This window comes from Sediminibacillus dalangtanensis (assembly GCF_017792025.1).
In the GTDB taxonomy this organism is placed as follows: Bacteria; Bacillota; Bacilli; order Bacillales; family Amphibacillaceae; genus Sediminibacillus; species Sediminibacillus dalangtanensis.
Genome location: NZ_CP046956.1, coordinates 3575496 through 3599757 on the forward strand (window position 1 = coordinate 3575496; position 24262 = coordinate 3599757).

General features: G+C 44.8%; 20 protein-coding genes. 6 read left to right on the forward strand and 14 right to left on the reverse strand.

Annotation, left to right across the window (positions count from 1 at the left end; translation table 11 throughout):
• Nucleotides 1-12: 12 nt before the first annotated feature.
• Together ERJ70_RS17555 and ERJ70_RS17560 are read right to left on the reverse strand one after the other, a co-directional pair.
• Nucleotides 13-309 carry a YwdI family protein gene (locus ERJ70_RS17555; protein WP_209366043.1) on the reverse strand — a complete coding sequence of 99 codons (297 nt, stop codon included), beginning with the start codon at nucleotides 307-309 and terminating at the stop codon, nucleotides 13-15.
• 138 nt (nucleotides 310-447) lie between these two features.
• Nucleotides 448-1791: a sodium-dependent transporter gene (locus ERJ70_RS17560; RefSeq protein ID WP_209366044.1), complete on the reverse strand. Its 1344-nt coding sequence runs from the start codon at nucleotides 1789-1791 to the stop codon at nucleotides 448-450.
• Nucleotides 1792-2032: 241 nt separating this feature from the next.
• On the opposite strand from ERJ70_RS17560, the gene ERJ70_RS17565 reads away from it, so the two are divergent.
• On the forward strand, nucleotides 2033-2746 hold the full coding sequence (locus ERJ70_RS17565; protein ID WP_209366045.1) for a YwaF family protein: 714 nt from the start codon (nucleotides 2033-2035) through the stop codon (nucleotides 2744-2746).
• Nucleotides 2747-3038: 292 nt separating this feature from the next.
• Here the strand turns inward: ERJ70_RS17565 and ERJ70_RS17570 are convergent, their stop codons facing one another.
• The 4 genes from ERJ70_RS17570 to coxB form a co-directional block, all read right to left on the reverse strand.
• Nucleotides 3039-3176 (reverse strand): hypothetical protein, encoded by a 138-nt coding sequence (locus tag ERJ70_RS17570; RefSeq protein ID WP_175486806.1) that lies wholly within the window; start codon nucleotides 3174-3176, stop codon nucleotides 3039-3041.
• 205 nt (nucleotides 3177-3381) lie between these two features.
• On the reverse strand, nucleotides 3382-3954 hold the full coding sequence (locus ERJ70_RS17575; RefSeq protein ID WP_209366046.1) for a cytochrome c oxidase subunit 3: 573 nt from the start codon (nucleotides 3952-3954) through the stop codon (nucleotides 3382-3384).
• On the reverse strand, nucleotides 3947-5869 hold the full coding sequence (locus ERJ70_RS17580) for a cytochrome c oxidase subunit I (RefSeq protein ID WP_209366047.1): 1923 nt from the start codon (nucleotides 5867-5869) through the stop codon (nucleotides 3947-3949). Before ERJ70_RS17580 ends, ERJ70_RS17575 begins: the two co-directional genes overlap by 8 nt.
• A gap of 27 nt (nucleotides 5870-5896) precedes the next feature.
• Entirely contained in the window at nucleotides 5897-6592 is a 696-nt protein-coding gene (gene coxB / locus ERJ70_RS17585; RefSeq protein WP_209366048.1) for a cytochrome c oxidase subunit II, read from the reverse strand.
• Between the two features lie 175 nt (nucleotides 6593-6767).
• Between coxB and ERJ70_RS17590 the strand changes: the two genes are divergently transcribed.
• Nucleotides 6768-7607, forward strand: a complete 840-nt coding sequence (locus ERJ70_RS17590; RefSeq protein WP_209366049.1) for an STAS domain-containing protein — start codon at nucleotides 6768-6770, stop codon at nucleotides 7605-7607.
• Between the two features lie 74 nt (nucleotides 7608-7681).
• Here ERJ70_RS17590 and ERJ70_RS17595 read toward each other — a convergent pair whose 3' ends face one another.
• Entirely contained in the window at nucleotides 7682-7990 is a 309-nt protein-coding gene (locus ERJ70_RS17595) for a phasin family protein (RefSeq protein ID WP_209366050.1), read from the reverse strand.
• Complete coding sequence (locus tag ERJ70_RS17600) at nucleotides 7991-9640, reverse strand: ABC1 kinase family protein (protein WP_245208048.1); 1650 nt, start codon at nucleotides 9638-9640, stop codon at nucleotides 7991-7993.
• Between the two features lie 277 nt (nucleotides 9641-9917).
• On the opposite strand from ERJ70_RS17600, the gene ERJ70_RS17605 reads away from it, so the two are divergent.
• Nucleotides 9918-12044, forward strand: coding sequence for a choice-of-anchor J domain-containing protein (locus ERJ70_RS17605; RefSeq protein WP_245208049.1), 2127 nt, complete (start codon nucleotides 9918-9920; stop codon nucleotides 12042-12044).
• Between the two features lie 649 nt (nucleotides 12045-12693).
• Here ERJ70_RS17605 and ERJ70_RS17610 read toward each other — a convergent pair.
• The 4 genes from ERJ70_RS17610 to ERJ70_RS17625 form a co-directional block, all read right to left on the reverse strand.
• The gene (locus ERJ70_RS17610; RefSeq protein WP_209366053.1) at nucleotides 12694-15012 is read right to left on the reverse strand and encodes a glycoside hydrolase family 65 protein; all 2319 of its coding nucleotides are present in this window, start codon (nucleotides 15010-15012) and stop codon (nucleotides 12694-12696) included.
• A gap of 96 nt (nucleotides 15013-15108) precedes the next feature.
• On the reverse strand, nucleotides 15109-15900 hold the full coding sequence (locus ERJ70_RS17615; RefSeq protein ID WP_374099826.1) for a carbohydrate ABC transporter permease: 792 nt from the start codon (nucleotides 15898-15900) through the stop codon (nucleotides 15109-15111).
• Nucleotides 15901-15968: 68 nt separating this feature from the next.
• Entirely contained in the window at nucleotides 15969-17183 is a 1215-nt protein-coding gene (locus tag ERJ70_RS17620) for a carbohydrate ABC transporter permease (protein WP_209366054.1), read from the reverse strand.
• A gap of 116 nt (nucleotides 17184-17299) precedes the next feature.
• On the reverse strand, nucleotides 17300-18586 hold the full coding sequence (locus ERJ70_RS17625; protein ID WP_209366055.1) for an extracellular solute-binding protein: 1287 nt from the start codon (nucleotides 18584-18586) through the stop codon (nucleotides 17300-17302).
• Between the two features lie 126 nt (nucleotides 18587-18712).
• Here ERJ70_RS17625 and ERJ70_RS17630 point away from each other — a divergent pair, with 126 nt between their 5' ends.
• From ERJ70_RS17630 to ERJ70_RS17640, 3 genes are all read left to right on the forward strand, one after another.
• A complete protein-coding gene (locus ERJ70_RS17630) occupies nucleotides 18713-19450 on the forward strand; it encodes a helix-turn-helix domain-containing protein (RefSeq protein ID WP_209366056.1) in 738 nt (245 codons plus the stop codon).
• An 82-nt stretch (nucleotides 19451-19532) separates the two neighbouring features.
• Nucleotides 19533-20402, forward strand: coding sequence for a fructosamine kinase family protein (locus ERJ70_RS17635; RefSeq protein WP_209366057.1), 870 nt, complete (start codon nucleotides 19533-19535; stop codon nucleotides 20400-20402).
• A gap of 145 nt (nucleotides 20403-20547) precedes the next feature.
• On the forward strand, nucleotides 20548-21897 hold the full coding sequence (locus tag ERJ70_RS17640) for a YjiH family protein (RefSeq protein WP_209366058.1): 1350 nt from the start codon (nucleotides 20548-20550) through the stop codon (nucleotides 21895-21897).
• A gap of 246 nt (nucleotides 21898-22143) precedes the next feature.
• Here ERJ70_RS17640 and ERJ70_RS17645 read toward each other — a convergent pair whose 3' ends face one another.
• Both ERJ70_RS17645 and ku read right to left on the reverse strand, forming a co-directional pair.
• Complete coding sequence (locus ERJ70_RS17645; RefSeq protein ID WP_209366059.1) at nucleotides 22144-23145, reverse strand: acyltransferase family protein; 1002 nt, start codon at nucleotides 23143-23145, stop codon at nucleotides 22144-22146.
• A 207-nt stretch (nucleotides 23146-23352) separates the two neighbouring features.
• A complete protein-coding gene (gene ku, locus ERJ70_RS17650; protein ID WP_209366060.1) occupies nucleotides 23353-24207 on the reverse strand; it encodes a non-homologous end joining protein Ku in 855 nt (284 codons plus the stop codon).
• Between the last annotated feature and the right edge of the window lie 55 nt (nucleotides 24208-24262).

The window sequence follows — 24262 nt, forward strand, 5'->3', positions numbered from 1 at the left end:
GTTTCACCTCTGTTAAAAGTCAAAAATCGAATTGCCGTTCGCTTCTTCATGATCGATTGTTTGCTTGCCGGTAGACTTGACTTTTGATGGACCAGCATGACTACCAGCATGCATATCGCCCATCATTTTCATCAATTCCTGTTCCGGTTCCGTCCCTGCTGCAGCATTGTCTTCTTCCAGCATTAAATCGCATAACAGACGAACAGACCGGACATGCTCCCTTATTGCTGCGGTTTCGTCCTTTTTCTCCAGAGCTTCCTGCAATTCACTCATCATTTTGGTCAAGACGGTTTGATTGGAAATTGCCATGGAATCCCTCCTTCTATTTTACCAAGTAGACTAGCCATGCCTGCAAACTGCCACCAGCTACTTTATAATTGCTTCAACTAACTAAGTATAACACGGAAGGAGGCGTCGGTTCACCTCGCATCCTTCCATGATCAACTCCTACAAAATACCGAGGGCATTCAGGAAAATCAGCAAAATGATGACCGGTGCCAGGTATTTCACAATTACGTACCACCAGCTGCCCACCACCTGATGCTGCAGGTCAGCGGCAGTCAACGCTTCTCTTCTGCTGAAATACCACCCGACGAACAGCGCCATCACCAGGCCGCCGATCGGGAGAAAAATATTGGACGCTATATAATCCATGGAATCCATGATGTTAAGCTGGCCGATTGGCGTGAATCCAGACCAAGCTCCCATTCCCAGGGAAGCGCCGATTCCCAATAGAAAGATAATAATGCCAGTAATGATCGAGGCTTGTCTACGGCTCCATTTTACGGAACGCATCAAATAGGCTACCGGTACCTCCAGTAAAGAAACAGATGAAGAGACCGCGGCAAGGGTTAATGACAAGAAAAACAAGATTCCTACCATCCCGCCAAACGGAATTTGGCTGAATATATCCGGAAGCGTGATAAATACAAGGACAGGACCTGAGTCTGGTTCAATACCAAACGCAAATACCGCCGGGAAGATAACGATTCCGGAAATAACAGCGAAAAAGGTATCCATCAAACCGATGCCGACTGTTGCCCCCGGCAGCTTATGGTGATCCCCAAGATAGCTTCCATACGTCATCATGACTCCTACTCCGAGACTCAAGGAGAAAAAGGCCTGTCCGAGGGCAGCAATATAAACAGATGGATTGCTGAGCACACTCCAATCAGGCTGGAACAAAAAGCGCAATCCTTCCATCGCACCATCCAGCGACAAGCTAAAGATGGCAAGGATAATTAAAAGAACAGCCAATGCCGGCATAAAGATCTTGTTGGCAAGTTCGATACCTTTTTTGACCCCTGTCAATACAATCGCAATGGTCAGCACCATAAAAATACCATGCCACATCAACGGCTGTGCAGTGGAAGAGGTAAACGTCTCGAAGGCACCACCATAACCTTGCTCTGGTACCGTAAAAAAATAACCTGATAGATAATTCCAAAAATAATACATAGACCAGCCTGCTACCACGCTGTAAAATCCTAGAATCAACAGCGCTCCAAAGACTCCTAGAAACCCAGCTAGATACCAAGGTTTTTTGGGAGCGAGCGTCCGATAAGATCCCACTACGTCACTTTTAGCCTTGCGGCCGATGCTGACCTCGGCGAGCAATAATGGTATCCCGACAATTAAAATACTCGCAAGGTACAAAATCAAAAAGGCTCCGCCGCCATTTTCGCCGGCTACATAAGAGAAACGCCAAATGTTGCCCAGTCCGACAGCAGAACCCATCGCTGCAAGCATAAAACCGAGTTTCGATGCCCAGCTTTCCCTTGTGGAATTCATGATCCAACTCCTTTCCGCATGTATCTTTTTTGTCTTACTACAGCTGGACCAAAAAATCCCAGCCCGCGTTTTTTACGACGATTCATTTACGTTTCTTAAAACATACTTTCCTATCATAATAAAAAACATTTCTTAATACAATAACGCGAGGAAAACAAGTTTTCAACAGGAATTTCCTTGGATGCCACTGGTATTTTATGCTAGTTTGGTAGATAACCAGATGCAGGAGGAGGAATTCAAGATGGGAACGTGGTTCGATGTGTCTTCAACCGATATGTTTCAACCATTTTCAACCAGCCACTTGCTTATGCTGGCCGCCTATGCCTGCGGAGTACTGGTCATGATCATTCTGCGCAAAAAGTTGCAGCAAAAGCATGCCCATGCAATCATCCGCTGGCTTTTGTTCCTTCTGCTGCTTTCCAGTGAGCTATCTTATCAGGGATGGGCCATTCACCATGGAGTTTGGCGCTTCCCGGATCACATGCCCCTCCACCTTTGTGGAATAGCGTCCATCACAGCGATGCTGGCGCTAATCTTCCAGAATAAACCGTTCATACGGCTTACTTATTTTCTTGCGGTCGTTCCAGCCATGCTGGCGTTGATCACGCCGGATTTACCTTACGGGCCGGAACACTTTCGTTTCTGGAAGTTTTTCCTCCATCATATCGCCATTTCCTGGTCAGGAATTTTTCTGGTTCTTTCCATCCCTATCCGGATCACCTTGGCATCGATGCTGCGGGCGTTTTTGTTTCTGGTAAGTTATGCGCTTGTAGTAGGAATGCTTATCAACCCCCTGGCAGGAGCAAACTATTTATATCTGGCTAGACCTGCGGCTGATACCCTGCTCAATCATTTCGGCAGCGGGATTATGTATTATATTAATCTAATCGTGGCTGCATTTGTTGCCTTCATCCTTTTGTATGGCATAGCAAAGTCGTTCCCCGAGAATAAATAATGGTTCCATAAATTCACAGGTTCTTTCTCCTGGCCGCCAATCTTCTTTAAGGACAAAAGCGCAAGCGCCTGTTTAAAGGAGTACAGGCTAGAGCCGCCACGTCCTGTGGCAACGCCTGCATGACCCACATCGTGTGGGCCTCCGACAAGCTTAAGACCTCGAGGGGTAGGTGCTGGAGCTGGACGTGGCTGTTTCAGCCAATAATGATCCACAGACAGTTAAATTTATCATTTCTTATACAGTAAGAAAGCCTTGCAGCTACAGGCTCCAAGGCTTAATTCAGGCTATCTATTTAAATGACAAAGTTCATTTGCTGTTGATCTTCTATATACCTTTCATACATCCATAGGACGAATTCCAATTCTTCGTTACAGAGTTCACGTTTTAACTCCTGTTCTATATTGCTCACAAATACAGTGTAGTCAATCATTCAGAGTTTATCCTCCTCATTCGAAAAAGTTGGCATCCCCCCACAGGTGCCTGAACGCTAAGTGTTTATAGTTTATTTTACTTTTAAAATGACAAATATTCAATGCTATTTTCAAAAAATTATAAAAAATAAAGATAATTTTATTGAAATTTAGCGTATTTTATGCCTAGAAGAGGAAGTGCTGAATTGACAATAATGTATACGCTTACACTATATATGGTATGTACACCACACACAATATGAACAACCATACCACATCTACGAAATGCCAATAATAGTGAAAAATTTTCTGCTTTTCCCGATAAAGTGCGGATGGCAGGGGTCGAAAGGATTGCAGGAATAATACCATCATCCATAACAAACCGAACAATACATGGGCGGCATGCAGGCCGGTCAGGATATAAAAGGAGGATAAAAAGTTATTTGCTGTAAAGGTATATCCCTCCGTCGCATAGTTGTAGTATTCATTGATTTCCAAAAGGAGGAAGCTTGCTCCAAGGAAAAACGTGCCCGCCATTCCACCCCTGATGAAAGGCATACTCCTGCTGCTCCATCCCTTTTCCGCCAAAAACAGCGTTGCACTGCTTGAAAACAAGCATAACGAGGCCAGAAATACCGTCGGAACGGAATAGACATCCTCCGGCTTTGGTCCGGAGTGAGAAGGTGTATACACGATATACGTGGCAAATAAAACAGCAAACATAACACCTTCTACGAAGAGGTAAATAAAAAATCCCATCTTTTTATCCAAAAATAATGCTTGAGCCTGTTTACTCATCGGTAACCTCCTCCTTCCCTATTGCTTTTATACGTTCATCCCGCCACGTCCGCAGCAAGAACATAGCCAATACCAGAACGCCGCTCAAGGCTGCCAGCATCCACCAATGATAAATCATGGCCAGCGATAACAGCCAGAGTATCACACCTATGCATAACGGCTGGAGGGTTTTGAGGGCTATCGGGGCCGGCCGGGCTTGTTTTTCGATCGAAAGATGCCTTTCCTCCTGCTTGGCATACCAGAAGGCATCCCGCTGGTCTACCACGGGTATTTGAGTAAACGGATGCTCCGGAGAGGGAGACGGCACCGTCCATTCCAATGTCCGTCCCTGCCACGGATCTGCTTCTGCATGGTTCCCGGATCGCCAAGTGCGGAGGATATTCCAGACGAACACAGCCATTCCTGCTCCCATAAGAAATGCCCCGATTGTGCTGATAAAGTTAAATACAAATAAGTTTTCGCCCCACTGATAGGTGTACGTCCGTCTTGGCATTCCATTCAATCCAGTGATATGCATAATGAAAAACGTTAAATGAAAACCGGTAATGAACAAACCCAAATGCCATAATCCGAGACGCCGATCTAGCAATTTGCCGGTTATTTTTGGGTACCAGTAATAGATGCCAGCAAAAACTCCCAATATCGTGGAACCGATAATCGTATAGTGAAAGTGGGCGACGACGAAGTGTGTATCATGAAACTGCATATCTGCTGCCGCGACGGACAGCATGACCCCGGTGACTCCGCCCATCACAAAAGTAGGAATAAAAGCAAGAGCAAACAACATAGGCACCGTGAAACGAACCACACCATTCCGCATGGTAAACAGCCAGTTGAACACTTTGATACCAGTAGGAATGGCGATCATCATGGTGGTGATTGCAAAGAAGATATTTGCCATCGGACCGAGCCCTACCGTGAACATATGGTGCGCCCAAACCATAAACCCAAGAAACCCAATCAGACAGAGCGACAGCACCATCGCGGTGTAACCGAACACTTTTTTTCGTGAAAAAGTGGAGATGACATCAGAAAAGATGCCGAATGCAGGCAAGGCCAAAATATACACCTCCGGATGACCAAAAATCCAGAACAAGTGCTGCCAGTACACCGGATTCCCAGCCTCTCCTGAGAAAAAAGACGTATCAAACAGGCGGTCAAACATCAATAAAAACAAGGCGATGGTCAATACCGGAAAAGCGACTAAAATCAAGAAGGACGTTACCAGCGTCGCCCATGGGAACAACGGCATCCGGTTCAGTTTCATTCCAGGTGCTCGATGGCGCAAAATGGTAACGATCATATTGATTGCTGTCAATGTAGTCCCCAGCCCGGAAATTTGCAGGGCAAATGTATAATAATCATTACCTGCTGTCTGTGTATAAGTATCGGTCGATAAAGGGGTGTAGGCAGTCCAGCCAGCATTTGGAGAACTGTCCAGGAAAAAAGCCATGTTGAACAGCATGCCTCCGGCCAAGAACATCCAGAAACTTACGGCGTTAAGAAATGGAAACGCCAAATCCCGGGCTCCAATTTGCAAAGGAACCGCAATATTCATCAACCCGATCAACAGCGGCATTGCTGCAAAAAAAATCATCATGGTGCCATGTGTCGAAAAAACTTCATTGTATTTTTCTCCTTGAAACAACCAGAAGTTGTTTTCCGGAACAGCCAGTTGGGTGCGCATTAACAGAGCATCTACTCCACCCCTCAGAAAAAACAGAAAACCGAACAACACATACATCGTGCCGATTTTGCGGTGATTGGTTGTTCGCATATATTCCCAAACGATCGGCCATTTTTTTGTTTTGAACAACCATAATGCGAGGATTGGTCCCAACAGCACCATCAGTATCCAGGCAGCTATTATATCTCCAGGCATGTATAATACGTTATCCCAAATAGGCAATGTCATGTTCTCCACCCTTTATTAAGTGAATTCTCATTCTTCCTGCAGCCAAGTTCGGTAAGCTTGTTCTTGCAATACGTTGGTGTCAAATCTCATCAGCGAATGGTTCACTCCGCAAAATTCTGCACATTTTCCAAGGAATGTTCCGGTTTTCTCCGGTGTCACTTTAAACAAAATTTCTTTTCCAGGGATGACATCCTGTTTGCCGCCAAGTTCCGGAACCCAAAAGGAGTGGATGACATCCTCCGATTGCAAGTGAAGGACAGCTTGCTTATTTACTGGCAAAACCAGTCGATCAGACTGTCTGCCATTTTCATAGGTGAATGTCCAATCAAATCGTTCCGCTGTCACCTGTATATGAATTGCCGCTTCGTCCGTAGCCTCACCTTCTGCTTCACTTGTCGATTTTGGGGAAACCTGGTAGGTGACCAAAATAGTAGGAACTGCCAGAATGGCCAACAGCAGAACAGGAAACAGTGTCCAGGTAATTTCCAACCGCTTATTGCTGTTGATTTCCTCCGGGACATCATTTTTGTTTTTCGCTGTCTGTTTATATTTCCAGGCAAAGCGGAACAAAAGTATAAAAACTACCGCCATGACCACAATCATGATGGCAAAGCTCAAATAAATTAACATCGCCTGATCTTCAGCGACCTGGCTGTGCGGATTCAACGTCCTGATTTGGCAACCGTTTAATAAGAGAAGCAATACGACCCAAGCTTTTTTCATTCCTATCCACCTTTTTTCAGCCCTTCAAGGCAGTTACTATTCATTGACGGGAATCCCTGGTCTCGCACCAACCTGCAATACGCCGGCACTCCCATCTGAACAAGCGTTCCCAATAGCGTAAACGGGGCATACCGGTTATAATGTATTCAAGCAAACTTACAAGGGGGGTGAAGATTTGGAACAAATCCAACAGCTCGCTTATTTTCAAAAGCACCTGCAGGAAAACGTCCAGCAGCTGACCGATTCACTGCTCCAAAAGTTGTTTGAAAGCTTTCCGGACACTTTCCAGAACCATACAGAAAACGACCATGAGCTGTCTTATCAATTCCTGCATGACTTGATTTCAACGATTGCTGATCTACTGCCGGATAATGAAGCTTCCAATCAAGAAGCTGTAAAATGGGGCCAGAAAACCGGCCATTTGTTGGTTGAACGAAATAACAGTTTATCCGACTCGTTGGCCAAATTGAGTGTACATAAACGAGTTCTCTGGTCTTTCGTGGAAGAAATTGCTGCAGAAGATCAGTATCATGAAGCCCTGGAAACCATGACCAGAATTGACCAATTGTATAATCATATCATCCACGGGGTAAGCGTTACCCTAAAGGAAGAGGATGAACGAAAGCTGAGCAGTTTTGAAGAAAAATATCTAAAAGCCTCAACGCCGATTGTCCCGATTATGGACCAGGTAGCCATACTGCCAGTGATTGGAGAAATAGATGAAAAGCGGGCGGAAATCCTTCTGGAGGAGACCACCCAAAAGGCCAGCAAACTGTCCATTGACTGGTTGGTTATCGACTTATCCGGCGTTGTTACAGTAAACGATTTGTTTGTCAGTTATTTATATAAGTTGCTGGATTTATTAAAACTACTCGGTATTTCGCCAATCCTGACCGGTATTAAACCGGAAATGAGTATGAGGGCGATGGAGCTAGGTTTGTTCAAGGACAAAGGAGTCATTACGAAATCACATTTGAAGCAGGCCGTTGAAATGCTCCACCACCAGCAAAGCTGATTTATTCGTGTTCCCCTATCGATCATGGCGGCTTTCCCGTTTGGCAGAAACGCTTAACGGGAAAGCCTGCACGACTATTGTCCGTTCTCTTTGTAATGGATATTTTCCAGTTGTTGAAGTCTTACCTCCAGTTCCTTCAATTCCTCTTTTGTGGCGATTCCCAATTCATCAATGATTTTCTTTTTCTGATCAGCCTGCTGTTCACTCCATTCCGCCGCTTTCGATTCCCCTCTTTCGGTGAATTTTCGCAGCATTTCTCTTGCTTGTTTCACCGTCAATTCATCGTTCGCCACCATTTCATCCAACTTCTTCTTTAAGCTTTCTTTGCCAAGCATAGCAGCTCCCAATCCAAGCAAAAATCCCCTCTTCAGCAAATCACTCATTTACCAAAACCTCCTCTTATGTTTTAATGAGTGGATCATTTTGTAATGCTTCCTTGCCAATGCGCCCAACAGAATGAAAAATAGTCCACTCACAAAAGCGCCGCCCTTTATAAGTTCATGGGAGTTCAAGAACCACCCGGCTGAAAGGACGGCAGCTCCGACAGCTAGTAAGAAAAAACAGATGACCGCGTAAAATAAGTAGTATTGGTGCATAAACTTATAGCGCTGTTTGTTTTTTGCCCATTCTCGGTCCCTTTCCCCATCATTCATCCACTCAATCAGTTCTCGTGGTAGTGACAGCAACGGACGGGCAGATTCTTTGAACACTTCTGTATAAATAGACCCTTTTCCATTCTCACCGGAGGCCCACTGTTTTACGACAGGACGCGCCCACTTTACGATGTCCATTTCCGGGTAAATCGATAGCAGCACACCAAGCAGGATCGACGCAGCCCTGCCCAGAAAGGCATAATCTGCCGGGAGCTGGATCGGTTGCTCTTTCACAAGTACTTGAAGATCCTCCATGATTTGCTCCAGCAGTTCGCCCTGCATCCGCTGTCCTGCCTGCTCCTGGTAGATATCGAGCGTTTTCTTCAATAGTTTTTTGATTTTTTCCGTATCATGGTTTTCCAAAAGGAAGTCCATTTCAAGCAATGCATGAACCACACGATCATAATCATCCAGGATGACTCCCTGCACCACACTCCGCAACTGCTTTGTATCTTCTTTCCGGATTTCCCCTGCCATTCCGAAATCAAGAATGGCGATCGTTCCGTCTTGTTGAATGAGAATGTTGCCGACATGCGGATCTGCATGGAAGAGGCCTGGATTGATGAACTGATCGATGTAAAAATCAAACAGCGTCTTGGCCGCTTGTTTTCGGTCGATGCCGTGTTCTTGCATAAAAGAAATATTATCGATTTTTTCCCCCTCGACCCACTCCATTACCAGTACCCGGCCTGTACACAAATCATCATAGTATTCAGGAATGTGAATATTTTCATTTTTTTGGAAACGAGTTTTGAAATAGTTGGCATATTTTAATTCCTGTTCAAAGTCCAGTTCCTGGCTCATCACGGAGACGATTTCTTTATATAACTTCTGTAAATCTGCTTTCTTCCCATAAACTGTGAACTGGGATAGCAGCCAAAACACAATACGCAGCGCCCGAAAGTCCTTATGAAAAACTTCTTCGACCCGGTGCCTTCTTACTTTCACTGCCACAGGACTGCCATTATGCAGCCTTGCCTTGTACACTTCTCCAATGGAGGCAGAAGCGACTGGATAACGGTCCAGTTCGGCAAGATGTTCTTCCAAATTTGTCTGCCACTCCTCCTCGAGGGTTTGCCGGGAATATTTAAAGGGAATTGATTTCACTTTGTCTGTCAGGCCTTCTAATTCCTTTATAAAGGCAGCCGGCAGTAAATCCCTTCGCATACTTAAAAATTGACCAAATTTTATCATCAAGCCGCCTAGTTCCAAAGCCTTCTTGCGGTACTCCCTAGCTTGTCCTGCCAGCAGCCTTTCCCATTTTTTGATGGTTTCTCTGTCCCAGACACGGTGTATAAACTGAAATCCATATATTTGCAAGAGGAATTTCATTGTCATGAAAACGATGCTGTATATCCGATATAGGGTATTGTATTTCACTTGAACCACCATCCACTTTGCACACTTTTATCCAAGGCCGTGCCTGATTATTAGTAATAGATACCCCTATCGGCAGCAGAAAAAACGAGCCATTTTTCGCAAAGCTTGTCAATGCCGATCGAATGAGCCGTGTAAGCAGTGCTATTAGCCTAGTCAGACTGCGAACGCTGTCGCGGAAACACTACCAAATAACTATTCATAATATTATGAAAAATTAACTATAATGATAAGTGGCGGAGCACACGTATATATCTATATTTCGGGGAGGGAATGTTATTTGAAGAAAAAACTGACCGCAATCATTTCTACTAGTGTGTTGTCTTTTTCTTTGTTTGCTCCTGTTGCTTCCTATCAGACCGAAGCAGCAGAAAGCAATGAAAGCTGGAACATTGAGCGATATGGGGATGTGCTGGACATCAGTGCAGAATTGAACGAGAAGTCGAAAGATGAGGAGTTTCAAAAAGAAGCACCAAAGCTGATTAAACAATCAGCAGCAAAAGTGAATTTTAATGAAGACGAGACAGCAAGCAGTACAGCAGCCGATGAAGGATTCACTTACGATGGAGGAACCAAGCTGTTTCTCGACCGGGACTTGAGCTTTAAAGAATTCACCTTGCGTAGCGTAGGCGACAACGTGGAAATTTGGGTTGCGGAAGATCTTAGTTTCCCCGAGGGGGATCCTCGAGATCCACAGGTCGTAACCCAGGATCAGGTAGACAAGCTGGCCGATGAATTTGACGAAAATATTTTTCCGAAAACAACTGCATTCTTTGGAACTCCTGATTCTCTCGACGGAAGCAATTCTCCGCTTCCGGATATGGTAGGACTCCCGGAAGGATACTACCAGTCGGAAGATGGCAGTGACAAAACGATTATGCTGGTTGATAACATCAAAGACGATAACTATCATGATCCGGAGTACCCATTCTTTGTTGCCGGTTTTTTCTGGAGTACATTGGAAAACTATATCGATCGCAATATTATCACGATCGATGCCAATAACTGGGAAGAGCGTCTAGAAAGCACTTTTTTCGCGACAACGATGCACGAATTCCAGCATTTGATCCATAGTGATAATGACAGTTCAGAAACGACTTGGCTCAATGAAGGAATGTCGACATTCTCTGAATATCTGGGAGGTTATGGGCACGATTATGGTTCTATCAACTTCCTGCTCGACCATCCGGAAAATTCCCTGGTGAATTGGGATGAACATGTCAATGCGGATACAGGTCCTGAAACAATCGCCGATTATGGGCTTGTCTACTTGTTCACCTTGTACAACTACGAACAATTCGGTCAGGAATTCATCCGCGACGTGGCCACCAGTCCGCTGCACGGCATTGAAAGCTATAACCAGGCATACAGGGATTTCGGAATTAAAGAAGACTTCCAAAGCGTTTACGAAAAGTTCGTTACTGCCCTGTTAATTGATGAAAACCAGAAAGTGAAAGGCAAAAAAGGTATCTATGGTTTCGACTCGATTGATTTACGGGAAATTCCGGTAGAAGACGGAAAAGTAAGAGGCAATACAGTTAATTTTGAAGAAGCTTCCTTGTATGAAAAAGACGGCGTACCTGCATGGGGAGCTGATTACAAACTGCTAGACTTTGAAGGAAAGATTGAAAACATCACCTTTGACGGCGTTGATTTTCTGCCGAGTCCTTGGCAGACGGTTACAGATCCATTGGGATCCGGTAACCAAGTTTACTGGGGAAATGATGGAGATGAAGCAGACAATAGCCTTATCCTTGAAGCTGATTTAACGGGGGTTTCGGAAGCCTCCCTTCAGTTCGACCATTACATCGATATTGAAGAACAATGGGATTTTGGTGTTGTCCAAGTTTCGACAGACGAAGGCAAATCCTGGACCAGTCTGGAAAATGAACATACCAGATCAGACGTGGTCGAGGAAGGCTATCCGAAGATCAAAGAGAATGTGCCTGGATTCACCGGTTATTCTGATGACTGGCAACAGGAAGCATTTGACTTATCCGATTATGCTGGACAGAAAGTGTATATTTCCTTCCGTTATTTAACAGACTGGGGAACAACCGATTCCGGTTGGTTTGTCGATAACATCACCGTTCCAGAAATCGGCTTGTCGTATGACGGTTCCTCGCTTGACGGACTGCAATCAAAAGAGGAACTGCTTGAACAATACGTCAATTATTCTGTCACCTTCGTCAATGAAGATAAACACGGCAAATTCAAGGTCTATCATGTGGATCCTTTCAATATAACAGAATCCGACGCCCTAAATTTGCGTAATTTATTTAAAAAAGGAACGAACTATATGACAACCTGGTATGCCGCTCCAGAGGGAAGTCTCGACCCTGTTCCTTTTGAATACAATATTGAATTAAAAGATAAAGGTCCAAAAAAGGCGAAAAAGCAGAAGTAAGCATTCTGAATCACTGCACGTCGTGTGCTCCCCTCTTTTTATCTATAAAGCAGAACCGCTCTTGCCTTAGCCCGAGCGGTTCTGCTTTTCTTCCCCCCTATTTAGAAGATATAAATCTAGCATTCTCTTGGAACTTAACAAGATAAAAGTGAAAGATAGAGGATTTCCCTTCACTGTTGACCAAAAGCTTGCTGAAATCCGACGCTGCGGAAAAATACTCCCTTTCCGCGGGCACCGCTTCAGCTTCCTCACAAGCAGACACCGCTTGCTGCGGGATCTTCAGCTGGTGCTGTTCCCGCAGGAGTGTCGCATTTTTCCGCAGCTGAGTATCATACTTTGGCTGTGAAGGGGATTAGCTAATAGATATAGTTATAGCTAAAGGTTAAAGCACAGAGCAGCCCGAATACACGGAGACTCCTGCGGGAAGAGTGGCCAAAGTAAGACCCCGGAGAACGGAGTTCGAGGAGGCTTACGGGTCACCCGCGGAAAGCGTAGTGTATTCGGGCTGCGGACTACATAAAGATATCCAGCAATTTTGTTTCGCTTTGTCCGTTCACTTTGTTAGCAGAACGTTATAGAGCAGACTAACACTGCCGCTTTGCGCGGCAACGCCGAACCACCCCCGTTGCGGGGGCGCAATTTTTCGTCTCTATTCGGTCGCTTCCGCTTTTGGGTTAGGATCGATGACTAGGTCTTTTTCGGCTCTCAAGGTGTACTTCTCTCCGTTTACGCATATCGGTAGATCTGGACCTTCGAGCAAGTGAAGAACCAATTTGTTCACTTCTCTGTCCACCTTGATTACTTGATGGTTGTATTGCACGTGGAACGAATAGCTTTCCCATTCATCTGGCAGCTGTGGCGCCATATGCAATCCGTCTTCTTTGATCCGCAAACCAGCAAACCCAAAGACGATCGCCATCCAGGTACCGCCCATGTTAGCCATATGCAAACCATCCTTCGTATTGCCTTTTGTGTTATCCAGATCCAGGCGGGCTGTTTCAATAAAATAATCATATGCCTTTTCCATATATCCCAGCTTGGAGGCCATGATACTGAACACACATGAAGATAGCGACGAATCATGAGTAGTGATTTTTTCATAGTAATCATACGTGTTCTCCAGCGTGCTGTACTGTTGTTCGTCCTCCAGTAAAAAATGGGCCAGAATCGTATCGGCTTGTTTACATACTTGGTATCTGTACAAGGTCAACGGATGATAATGAAGCAGCAACGGCTTTTCTTCATCAGGTGTTTCCGAGAGATCCCACTTCTTTTTATGAAGAAACGAGTCATCCTGCGGATTGATATCCAACTCAGGATCATAAGGCAGGTACATATTCTCTGCCGCCCGCTTCCAAGCTTCTACTTCCTCTTCCACAAAGCCGATCTGATCAAATAGCTGTTCCGCAAGCCGCTCATCCCATTTTGGCAGCCGTTCCACAATTTTTGCGGCCCAGAGCAGATTATGCTTAGCCATTACATTCGTGTAATAGTTGTTATTTACCAGACAAGTATACTCATCGGGACCCGTCACCTCATCAATCGCAAAACTTCCATCTCGTCTAAAATGCCCGGTATCCATCCATAGCCTTGCTGTTTCAATCAGCAATTCCGCACCATAATCAAGCATGAACTGTTCATCATGGGTGGCAAAATAATACTGAATATAACTATAAGCTATATCCGCACTAATATGATACTGGGCAGAACCCGACGGAAAGTAGGAAGAGCATTCTTCGCCTGTTATCGTCCGCCACGGAAACAGAGCACCCTGCCGATGTCCAAGTGTTCGTGCCCATTGCCTTGCGTGTTCAAGGATCGAGTAACGATAAATGAGCAGCTGTTTGGCCAATTCTGGATTGGTCATCAGGAAGACAGGAAACAAGTAGATTTCCGTATCCCAGAAATAATGGCCTTCATAGCCTTCACCGGACAGTCCCTTGGCAGAAATGTTACTGAATTTATCGCGTCCTGACGATTGCAATAGATGGAACAAGTTAAACCGGATACCTTCCTGCAGCTTGGCCTCGCCTTGAATCTCTACGTCACTTCGCTCCCAGAAGAGCTTCAGGTAATCCTCCTGCGAACGCAGCAAGGTTTCAAACTCTACATCCAGCAGACGGTAGTAAATACTTTTGGCCCGTTCTTTCAGGTCATCTCCGTGCCTCAATGTATCAACATAAATATTTTGCTTAATGATTTCTACGGCATCTGTTTTCTTTTTATCAAACGTGTACGAGAAGTAAATTTTTTGTTCGTCGTGTTCAATATCCGGCTCAATATCGTTATTGTTTGGGAGATAGTGACTCGTATGGCAACCGACCTGCAATCCGGAAGTTTCCGTTTCACACATGATATAACCAGTTTCGTTATGGACATCTATGTCCTTCACAGCCAGGCTCTTCGAATGACCAGCGGCGAGGCGGGGATCATCCATGCTGATGTAATTGGAAATATCGCCGTCAACCGTTGACATCACCGTCACTTTGTCGTTGAAATTGACCGGGTCGATGATTACTTTGCTAATAAATAGCTCGCGATGGATAAAGGAAACCATGCGCTGAAAAGTAAGCTTTACCTCCTTGCCACTAGGTGACAGCCAGTGAATCCTTCTTTCTGAATATCCTTTGTCCATATGAAGGGTCCGCGTGTAATCAAGGATTTCCCCTTCTGTAATGGCGAACTTTTCCTTGTCGTCCCCAATGTAAATGTCGATGGTCTGTGCGTCGATGACATTGAGCATTTTCTGTTGTGTCGCAGGAAAACCGTAAAGCTTCTCGCCATATGAAATGTTGATGGTATCATGAAAAGCATTTAAGTACGTTCCGCGAATGGACTCAAACGAAGGGCCATACCCTTCTTCAAAACTCCCTCTCACACCGAGATAGCCATTTCCTAAAAAGAACAGGCTTTCTTCATTTAAGAGATCGGTATCACGCAAGGAGTGGCTATATATTTTCCAAGTCATGTGCCTAAACCCTCCTATGCAATAGTAGTGTTTGTTTTGATTACCATATAATAATTCGTCTGTTGTTACAAATTTCCTACTTCATACGGGGTCATGCTACTCTTTGACCCCGCCCTGTGTGAGTCCATTGACAATCTGTCGTTGGAATAAGAGCACAATCACCAATGTCGGGATCGTCACAAGTATCGTAGCTGCAGCGACCTGTCCCCAAAGAATTTCAAACTGGGTGCGCAAAAAGGAAATGGCCACCGGAACCGTGTGATATTCCGAATTGGAATTGATGGTAATCGCCAGCACAAATTCATTCCAAGCGGTAATGAAGGTAATGATTGCAACTGTGAATACGCCAGGTGCCGCCAGCGGGAAGACGATTTTGTACAGCGTCTGGAAAGCTGAAGCACCATCAATTCGGGCAGACTCTTCCAGAGCCAACGGTATTTGGTTGAAATGGGTGACCAATATCCAGACAGCCATCGGCAGGGTGATCGATGAATACGGAAGTGTAATCCAATAACTATTCGTCCAACCCAAGTCTATGAATAAGTTATAAATCGGACCGATTACAATCATTTGCGGAAACATAGAAACAGCCAGTACAATGCCCAGCAGTAGATTTTTCCCTCGAAAATCGAAACGGGAAATCGCATAAGCAGCAAAAGTCGCCACTATTACGATATAAATAGTTGTTACACCAGAAACAATCAAACTATTACCGATTGCCCGCATGATCCCTTTTTCCATAATTACATCAGCGTAGTGTTGCATGGTCGGATTATCCGGAATGATAGAAAACGGATTGTTGCCGTAAATTTCACCCGTCTGTTTAAAGGAGGTGATCAATATCCAAATAAACGGAAAAACGATAATTACCAAGTAAAAAATAAGCATTATCCAAAACGGCAAGCCAAAGCCTTTTTTCTCTGCACCTGCATTATTTGCCATCATGCTTCCCTCCTTTAATTTCTATCCATGATGTTCGTTCCAAGGAACTTGACATAAATAGTGGAAATGATCGCGACGCACACGAACATAATCATGACGACGACAGATCCATATCCAAAATTCGTCTGGCCGAACATCACTTTATACGAGTAAACCGATAATGTTTCAGTTGACCCGCCCGGACCACCACCGGTCAAAACGTAGATCAAATCGAAAATACGGAATGCATCCAGTGTCCGGAAAAGTAAAGCGACGAGAATCGATGGCTTCAATAATGGCAAGGTGATACGGAAGAAATCCTGGACCCTGTTAGCTCCGTCGATCGATGATGCCTCATATAAGGAACTCGGGATATTTTGCAGGCCGGCCAAGAGCAAAATGGCCATGTAAGGAGTGGTTTTCCAAACGTCAGCCAAGATTGCTGCAGTCATCGCCCCTGCTCCTGTCTGCATTAGGTCCGTCGGTTCATCAAGCAACCCAATATTGGAAAAAATTTCGGCCACGACACCGGCACTGCCATCGTACAGATAGCTCCACATCAAGGCAGCAACCGCAGTCGGAATTGCCCAAGGGATCAAAGAAGTTGTCCGGATGAACCCTTTCCCTCGAATTCCCTGGTTCATGACCATAGCCATTCCGAGTCCAAGAACCAATTCCAGTGCGACACTGGCAAAGGTGAAAACAAGGGTATGCTGGAGTGCATCTAGCACAAAGTGATCCTGTAAGGCCCGTTTATACCCTTGCAGGCCGATAAAATTGGACTCTATCATACTGTTCTTGATATCTTCTACGAGCAGCGGCAGGTTCTCCTCCTGCTGCAATTCATAGTTATCGGCCAATGTCTGGACGGTAGCATCGGCGTTCTCATAAGCAGCCTCTATTTGTTCCTTTTGCTCGCTGCTGATCGTGATAACGCCATCTTCATTTTCAAATTCCTTGTCCAGATTGTTTAATTGGTCGATAACTTCCTGTGCACTAGCCTTATCTTCTTCATCTGTGATTGTTTCCATGTCCTGAGAAATGAAGCGATCGACATACAAGGATGTTTCCTTATATAAGTCGACGTTAAACCGTTCATTTAAATAAAGTCCTGATTTGGTACGATCATTCAACTGAAAGTCGAAGAAACTGTACGTAAAGGACTGGAGGACTGGCCACAGGGAGAAGATACCGATTAGCAATAGAATAGGAACAATAAATAAAAATTCACGAAAACCCATTTTTCTCATAAGGCTCTGTACCTCCCGACTCTTGTTATAAAGTGGTTTTTCCTGGTTATAACAGTGAAAGTGGAAAAGGGCCCTTACGAAAGAGCCCTTTTATTCCACCTGTATTTTTATGCTCCTTATTCTTCTTCGCTAGTGGCATCCTCGATTGTTTGAACAGCATTGTCCAGGTCTTCGCCGGAGCTCAAGTATTTATGAACAGCAACCTGAATCTCGTTTGAGATTTCGGAATAATCTGCTGAGACCGGACGCGCAATGGTGCTTTGAAGTGCATTTTGGAATCCTTCCATGTTTAGCAGTTCATTGGAATCCAGTACTTCCTGGTCTTCAAGCAATGGATTGTATCCAGGCAGATAGCTTCCTTCTGTGGATAGAATCTTCTGTCCATCCGGTCCTGCCAGGAATTGAATAAACTCCCAAGCCCCCTCTTTCACATCGGAGTTCGCGTTGATTCCCAGCAACCATCCGCCGACAGACCCGCCATTCGGCAGCGGTGCAGCTTCGACATTCTCTACGTCGACTGTCGCCCCGCTTTCTTCCGGATTTTTAAGTCGGCCATAGATATACGGCCAGTTCCGTTCAAAAACGGCATTGCCATTTTCAAAGGCAGTGGATGCTTCTCCCTCTGCATAATTCAGAATGTCATCAGGTGTCCAGTCAGCCGTCGTGAAGTCATACATCGTCTGCAAGCCTGATTCAACATCTTCAAATTGGTTGGTAAATTCATTGGCATTCACTGTCAGACCTTCATATTGCTTGGACTGGTAAACAAACCCGTTACTGATGTCATTTTCTGACGCGTAACGCTCAGCCATTTCCCCAAGCTCTTCATAAGTATAATCGCCGGAAATCAACTTCTCCGCATCCTCACCCGAAACAATATCACTCCGGAAGAACAGCAAACCTACATCCGGGAAGTACGGAAGGGTGTATTGTTTCCCTTTGTAATTACCGGATTTCATCGATCCTGCATTGAAATCATCGATTTTCAGACCTGCATCATCCATCATCATATCGATGGGCTCCAAATATCCAGCCCCGGCAAATTCTCCAGCCCAGACCACATCGAGCGACAGCACATCATATTCTCCCGCTTCGCTGGATAAGGAAGTAAGTAATTGATCATGCATTTGCGCAGAGTCATTGGTCATCTGTGTCCATTCCACTTTATATTGATCCTGACTATTGTTAAATTCTTCAATTGCCGCTTTGGTTGCCGGTGTATCATCACTTTGTGCAGCAAACGTGATGGTGGTTACATCACCACTTGATTCGCTGTCGGAACCTTCCGTTTCACCGGACGTTTCCTCTCCGCTTTCCTGACTGGATTCTTCGTCTCCCCCGCATGCAGCCAGCACAAGCGCCATGAGTGTAATAGCAAATAAAAATGACAGCCACTTTTTCATATTGATTGACCTCCTTGTTATTTATATATATTTAACTATAATTGATTGTATAACGATAGCGCTTTCAATGAATACTAAAATTTTTAGATTGTTATTAAATTTTTAGATAGAAATGGAGAGAAGGCCATGGACCATTCGACCCAGAACCCGGTGATTACCAAATATCTGACAATGAAATTGGAAAACAGGAACAATGAATACTATCACCCTTCCTTTCTGCTGGAAAGTCAGCTGCTTACAGCTGTAGCCCAGGGAGATATCGAAAAAGCCACCCACATCATGCAAAGCATCAATAAAGATCGACGCCCCATACTTGCCCACACCCCGCATCGATCCATGAAAAACTCGTTGATATGCTCCTGTACGCTATTGACCAGGGCGATCATCAACGGCGGAGTTGATCCGGAAACAGCTTTCACGCTCAGCGATGCCTATATACTGGAAATAGAACGCCTGGATAATCTACAAGCGCTCGACCAGTTGGAATATGTAATGCTGTCCCATTTCATCCAAACCGTTAACACAGAAAAAAAACTGCCGTACGGGAAAGTGGTGAACCGGGCTATTACGTATATCCAATACCACATTCTTCAAGATTTAAACTTGGATTTGATCAGCAAATTCTGCTTTGTCCATCCAAGTTACCTGTCCCATCTTTTCAAAAAAGAAGTCGGCATTTCAATAGTGAAATACATCAATAAGAAGCGGATTACGGAGGCAAAATATTACCTGCTCCATACCACGAGCTCCATCTCGGAAATTGCCCTGCTGTTCAAATTCTGCAATCAAAGCTATTTTTCTTCCCAGTTCAAACTTTATGAAGGCGTCACTCCCCGGGAATTCCGCAATCTTCACATGGAGTAAATCTGAGGTTATACAACGGTTTATTTAGGATATAAATTAGCATAAACCGTTTTCCCGCATTGTAATTGGAAAGGAGATTTATGTGGAACAACTAATCAAAGAGAAGTTGGCTGCTATCGGCGACTCGTCAACCGTAAACACCATACGTCAGGTAGGCGGAGGTGATATCAACCAGGCATACTATGTGCGTACACAGGAACGGGAGTACTTTATCAAGGGGAACAACAATATCCCCCCGCACTTTTTCCGTGTTGAAGCAAAAGGCCTTCGCTCCATTAAAGAAACGAATACAGTAGCCGTGCCGGAGGTGCTTGATTACGATGAACCGGAAAAAGGGAAGACCGGTCTGCTTGTGATGGACTGGATTGCAGGAAACCCCTCCAGGAAGACGACAGAACAGCTTGGCAGAAAGGTTGCGGCAATGCACCAGCATCAGAACAGCCAACATGGATTTTCCGAAGACACGTTTATCGGGACGCTGCCACAGCCTAATGGATTGTATGATAATTGGCTCACTTACTACCGTGAGCAACGGCTAGAGCCACAGTTCCATACCGCTGTCTCGCAAGGCAATATGCCGGAAACACGCCGAAAACGGATGGCCATCCTTCTCGACAGGCTGGATAACTTGATTCCCGCATCGGTTTCCGCATCCCTGCTGCATGGTGATTTATGGGGCGGGAACTGGCTGCCCGGTCCGGATGGCGAGCCTTTTTTAATCGATCCTTCTGTGCTTTATGGTGACCGGCTGTTTGAACTCGCTTTTACCGAAGTATTCGGAGGGTTCCCCGATGATTTTTACAAAGCTTATCAGGAATCATCCCCTTTACCGGATTATTATCCCGATGTAAAACCTTTGTACCAGCTCTATTATTTATTGGTTCATCTGAATATGTTCGGGGAAGCATACGGATCATCAGTCGACCGTGTTTTGAGCGAGTACGTTGGATAATGTAAAAAGTTGTATGTGAAAAATTTGCACAAAACGGTTGGCTAATTAATGATTATGCATTAAAATGAATATTGCTGTATTTTTATACTTATCTTATTAGAATTTTATTGAAGAGATAGTTATCATCTCTTCAAGGGAGGACCCTATGAAAAACAAAAATTATACATTGGCTGACCATTTTAAATTTATCATTCCTTCATTGATCGGCATTTTCCTTTTTATGACCCCTATCGCTGTCGATGGCGAGGTGACGATTCCGATTGCCATCCTGTCCAACTGGCTGCAGGATTTATTGGCTGATCAGCTTTCTGCGATTATGACGATCATCATTTCCATTACAGCGATTGCCAGTCTGATAGTGAAACTGGCCGGAAAGCAAGTGCTTAATGGCTATCCTTTTTTTCAGCAGCTATTCCATGTCAGCTGGTTTTGGCTGATAACCCGGATTGCGGCAATGGTTTTCGCCATCATGGTTTATTTCGAATTAGGCCATGAGGCGATTTATTCTGCAGATACCGGCGCTTTTATTCTCGGAGATTTGCTGCATGTGTTATTTAGCGTATTTTTATTTGCCGGCTTGTTCCTGCCGCTTTTATTGAACTATGGACTGCTGGAACTGTTCGGCACGATTCTTTCTAAGGTAATGCGCCCCTTATTCAAACTTCCCGGACGGGCATCTATCGACTCGCTTGCCTCGTGGCTTGGAGACGGAACGATCGGTGTTTTGCTTACGAGCAAGCAATATGAAGAAGGGTACTATACCAAACGGGAAGCTGCGGTTATCGGTACAACCTTCTCGATCGTTTCCATCACCTTTACGCTTGTGGTTATAGCCGAAGTGGGGCTGATGGATATGTTCCTTCCTTTCTATGCAACTGTCCTGTTGGCAGGATTTGTGGCTGCTTTAATTATGCCGCGGATTCCGCCGCTTTCGCGCAAAGCGGATACGTATGCAGACGACAGCAGCCAAATGAAAGACGAAGGGATTCCGGAAGGTCAGAACATCTTTACTTGGGGATACCGGCAGGCGGTCAACCGCGGCGGTCAGGAAACAAGCGTGTTGAAATTTTTTAAACAGGGTGCCCAAAACGCACTGGATATGTGGATGGGTGTTGCTCCTGTTGTCATGGCGTTCGGTCTTGTCGCCTTGATTCTTGCAGAATACACACCGTTTTTCCAATGGCTTGGTGTTCCGTTTATTCCGTTATTGGAAATAATGCAGATCCCAAATGCCACGGAGGCTTCCCAAACGATTTTGGTCGGCTTTGCTGATATGTTCCTGCCTGCGATAATCGGAAGCTCGATCGAGAGCGAGCTTACCAGGTTCGTGATTGCAGCACTTTCCGTCACCCAGTTGGTTTATATGTCTGAAGTCGGGGGACTGCTGCTTGGTTCCAAGGTACCGGTGAAGTTTTATGAGTTGGTGATTATTTTTCTTGAGCGGACCATCATTACCTTGCCGATCATCGTACTGGTAGCCCACCTCATTTTTTAGTTCGTCTTTTCCTCGCTTCCGCATTTCAATTTTCCGCCGGAGCGGGTGCGGTGGTTAAGCAAAGACTCTTTTTCTAATAGCCGTATCACCTATCTCTTTTAGAGAAGTCTTCAAATTTGCCGGATAAAGCACGACCTCCTAAACAATGATGCTATCATTATTCTTTGTAAGGTTCTAACTTGATAAAAAGGATATCTAAAAAAATGACCCAGCCTGTTATGCAGGTTGGGTCATTTATCTATGTCATCACCGCTGCTTGCGGTGGGAGAAAAGCTTTTCCTTCAACAGGGAAGCATTGCCTTCAATAAACGGCTGCCAGATGGTAAGCATTGTTTTGTTGGATAGTACTAGCACGATTGCCATGGAAACGGCCGCAAAACCAATGATATCGACTGGATGGTTGTAGAAAAGCCAGTCTTCCTGGCGGATATATTGAATGAAAAATCCGTGAAGCAAGTAAACATACAACGTCCGCTTCCCAAATTCGGTCCATAATCCAGGCGTCCGCGGTACCCAGGCGAAGATGCTGAAAGTCATAACCAGCGCAGAAGCATAGACGGCCAGTCTAGAAAGTCCACCCGAAGTGGACGCATCCATCGCTGCGTACGACTTGGATCCGAGCAGCCAGTCTGTTGAAAAATCAGGATAGATACTTATAACCAAAACGGCTGCTGTCATGATGATAAGCGACGCCGATTTCACCAGCTTGGTTTTTGCCAGCATCACCTGTTCTTTGGTCAGCCAATAGCCAAGCAGGAAAAATGGAAAAAAGACAAACGTTCTGGATAAACTGAACGAATGGCCGATAGTGTCAAAATAACCAACCATTATTCCCAGCATGACTGCTGCTGCGAGACCTTTGAACATCGGCAGCTTGCTGAATACAATTAATAGCAAGTGCCAACAGAACAAGCTGAATAAGAACCAAAGGGACCAGTGGGGGTAAAAAGGAGCTGCCATCCAGTCCCCTTTTCCGATAAAAAAGTAATAGATGGTATAGAACAATTGGAAAATCATGTACGGTAAAAGCAGTTTTTTCGATAACTTTACGATATACCCCTTACTTCCCGATCCTTTGGCAAAGAATCCCGATAACAGGATAAACGCCGGCATGTGAAATAGATAAATCCAATGATATAAAACATTGATTACTGCTGAATCGGTTTTTAGCGGTTGAATCAAGTGACCGAAAACAACCAGAAAAATCAGCAGGAACTTGGCATTGTCAAAAAAAGCATCCCTCTTCATCGTTCTCATTCCTCCGCGAAAAAAATCATCATACTTTTCTTCCTGTTTAATTAATACCCATTCTAATCATCTTTTCGCATCCTGATGAACGATTTAAAGAGGTTGTTATGGAATTGACATGTAACTTAAACAGCTTGTAAAAAAAATGCAAAGCCTTGCAAAAACTTTACCCTGTTACAGTGGTAACAGGGTGGGGGACTGACCCTTTTATGCATTTTTTTTCATTTTCTTTTTTGGTTTTTTCGGGCTGGTGGTTTTTTTCTTTTCTGCTGGCTGGTCTGGTTTATCGTTTTTGGCTCTATCCAGCGAAGCTTCGAGCGCTTCCATCAAGTTATGGACATTGTCAGGAACTGGCTTATCTTGAGCAGTCGCTGTTTCATCGGCGTTTTTCTTCTCTTCGATTAAATCGAGCAGTGCTGTCCGGTAATTGTCTTTATATTTTTCCGGGTCGAATTCACTTGTTAGCTGATCAATCAACATTTTTGCCGTATCCAGTTCTTTCGGGTCTGCTTTGGCATCTTCAGGGACATTCGGCACTTCTTTCACGTCTCTTACTTCGTCTGGATAATGGATGGTTTCCACGACCAGTGTATTTTCGTACACTCTGATGGCAGCCAATTGCTCTTTAGAGCGGATCACCATCTTGGCTACCCCTATTTTCCCGCTGTCAGCCAAGGCTTGTCTTAGGAGGGTGTACGCTTTTCCTCCCCCTTCATTAGGCGATAAATAATAGCTTTTTTCAAAGTAAATCGGATCGATTTCCTCCAGTTGTACGAAATCAACGATTTCCACGGCTTTATCCGTGTGCTCTTCCTGCAGTTCAGCCATCTCCTCGTCGGTCAGCACAACAAATTTGTTTTTCGCATATTCGAAGGCCTTGACGATCTCTTCGGATTCCACTTCTCTTTCACATACCGGACAGACCTTTTGGTATTTAATCGGTGATTGACACTCCTTATGCAGTTGCCGCAATTTAACATCTTTGTTTTCCGTTGCGGCATGGAGCTTCACCGGAATATTGACCAGTCCGAAGCTGATTGTCCCTTTCCACATCGTGTGCATGATTATCCTCCTTTCTTGCTTGCTTATGCTTATTTTGTCGAAATCGCCAGGATTT